The 2232-nt window shown below is 63.9% G+C and carries 1 protein-coding gene and 2 pseudogenes; all 3 read right to left on the reverse strand.

Annotation, left to right across the window (positions count from 1 at the left end):
• Window positions 1-390: 390 nt before the first annotated feature.
• The gene (locus HLA95_RS28855; protein ID WP_191061946.1) at window positions 391-1479 is read right to left on the reverse strand and encodes a calcium-binding protein; all 1089 of its coding nucleotides are present in this window, start codon (window positions 1477-1479) and stop codon (window positions 391-393) included.
• A 162-nt stretch (window positions 1480-1641) separates the two neighbouring features.
• Window positions 1642-1998 (reverse strand): annotated as a pseudogene (locus HLA95_RS29445) (calcium-binding protein); the annotation flags it as partial.
• A gap of 123 nt (window positions 1999-2121) precedes the next feature.
• A pseudogene (locus HLA95_RS27025) lies at window positions 2122-2232 on the reverse strand (IS5/IS1182 family transposase); the annotation flags it as partial.

Here is a 2232-nt window from a genome sequence, read left to right on the forward strand (position 1 = left end):
GATACCAGCGCGACAATCTCCGTCGCCGCCGAGCACCCAGCCTCGCTGCGTGGGCCGGGTTCTAAGCCTGGCTGGCAGAACCGTCAACAGGAAATTTCGTTCCCTCTAACGGCTCGCCGTCCCTCGCTCCGGCTCAATTCATATGGAAACCGCAACCCCCAGGAGAAGAGGGCCGCCACCAAAAAATCGGCCTCCATGGGCTGCCGCCCGACAAGCGGCCGGCAGCTTCCCTTCCAACCCGTCACAGTTCGCCGCTTTCGCAGAGACGGACTCGCTCGTGCCGGCCCGCGGCCATGGCCTGCGACCCAGGCGGCAGACCAAGCTTCCAAGCCAGCGGCGGGCACGCTAGGTGGGGATGCTCGCAGGTAAGAGGGTCAAGAGGACAGCGAGCTACGCCCATTCTTCCGCCGTCAGGGTGCTCACGCCGAAGAGGGTGATGGTGCCGTTCAAAGACGACATTCCGAACTCCGGCGGTGTGAGCTTTCCTGCGTCGATCGTCAGGCTGAGCCTGGTGTCGGCGCCATAGGTCGCCATCGTCACGTCGAGCGCCTCATCCGCACCGGTCAGTGCGCCGTCGTCGTCAGTATCCAGGTCGCTGAACGTGAGCTCGGTGTCGACATCGAGGTCCGGGTCCACATTGAACAGCGTCAGCGTGATCTTGAGCCTGTCCTGGCCTCTGACGAAATCGGTGATGACGTCGTTCGCCTCATCACGCTGATAATCCGGATTTCCGTCGTCCGGGATCTGGTAGTCGCTGAAGAAGTCGTACAGGAACAGGTCGTTGCCAGCGCCGCCCGTCAGGGTGTCGGCACCATTGCCGCCGGACAAAATGTCGGCACCGGCCCCGCCGACCAGGGTATCGTCGCCGTACCCACCCCGCAGGATGTCGTTGCCATCGTTTCCTTGCAGGTGATCGCTGCTTTCCCCGCCGAGCAGCCGGTCGTTCCCACCGTCGCCACGGGCGTTCGTCCGATTGCGGGCGCCGCGCACGACGTCATCGCCGTTGCCACCGGAAACGGTAGCTCGGGCCTCTGGAATGTTCTCCTCGTTCCAGACGGCGCCGGCTTCGATGATGTCGTTGCCCTCCCCTCCTTCGATGTGGTTCTGGCCCCCGCCGCCCTCCAGATAGTCGTTGCCGGTTTCACCACACAGGCGGTCATCGCCGGCGCTGCCGTAGAGCCTGTCGCTGCCGCCGCCACCTCGGATCTCATCATCGCCGCCCAGGCCATCGATGATGTCGTTACCCGCAGTGCCAAAGAGCCTGTCCGCTTCCTGCGTAGGCTCCGCCGGCGGTGGAGGAGGCGGAGATACCGGCGGCGAGACGGGTGGTGGAGACGGAGGGGAACTGGCGGCCTCGACGAAGGCGCCACCATTCCAGGAATAGGCTGCCGAATCCTCCTGGAATTGCAGATACTCGATCCCCTGCCAAGTCGTCTGGTTCAGGATCTGCACGGTGAGCTTGGAGGCATGGGTGATCACGACGTCGTGGTCGGAGGTGCGAAAGTCCAGCTCGTCGAAGGTGATGCCGGCGCCGAACACGACCTGGTCCAGCTCACCGCCACGGTCGATGACGACCTCGATGCCCTGGCCCCGGTCGATCCGATAGGCGTCGCTGCCTTCCCCGCCGATCAGCCGGTCCGCGCCCGTGCTGCCGTGGAGGACATCGCTCCCGTCGTCGCCGTGGAGAGTGTCGTCGCCCTCGTTGCCACGGAGGATGTCGTCGCCGATGTTGCCGCGCAGGACGTCATTGCCCCGGCCGCCGAGAAGGTGATCGTGCCCGGCACCGCCGATGAGCTGGTCTGGCGATTCGTTTCCAAAGAGTGTGTCGTCGCCTGTTCCGCCGAAGAGGGTGTCGGCGCCGATGCCGCCTTCGATGCGGTCGTTCCCATCCTGGCCATAGAGAAAATCAGCGCCATGCTGACCGTAGAGCCGGTCATGTCCCCCAACCCCAGCACGATGTCGTCGTCTTGTCCGGCTTCGATGAGGTCGTTCTGCAATGTCCCGATGATGCGGTCGCGCCCGACGGTTCCGATGAAGTTCGCCAAGTTATAAGCCCCAAAAGTAGTGTGATTGGGACTGAGAGTCTAAGTTTTCCGGAATCTTGCTAGGTAGGGAACTCATTCAGGTCCATGCTGAGGCGATGGCGACGAGTGCGAGGGCGGCCAGGTAGTTCCGGGCGAGGCGGTCGTAGCGGGTGGCGATGCGCCGCCAGTTCTTGAGCCGGCAAAACAG

The sequence above is a fragment of the Geminicoccus harenae genome (assembly GCF_019800005.1).
Lineage (GTDB): Bacteria > Pseudomonadota > Alphaproteobacteria > Geminicoccales > Geminicoccaceae > Geminicoccus > Geminicoccus harenae.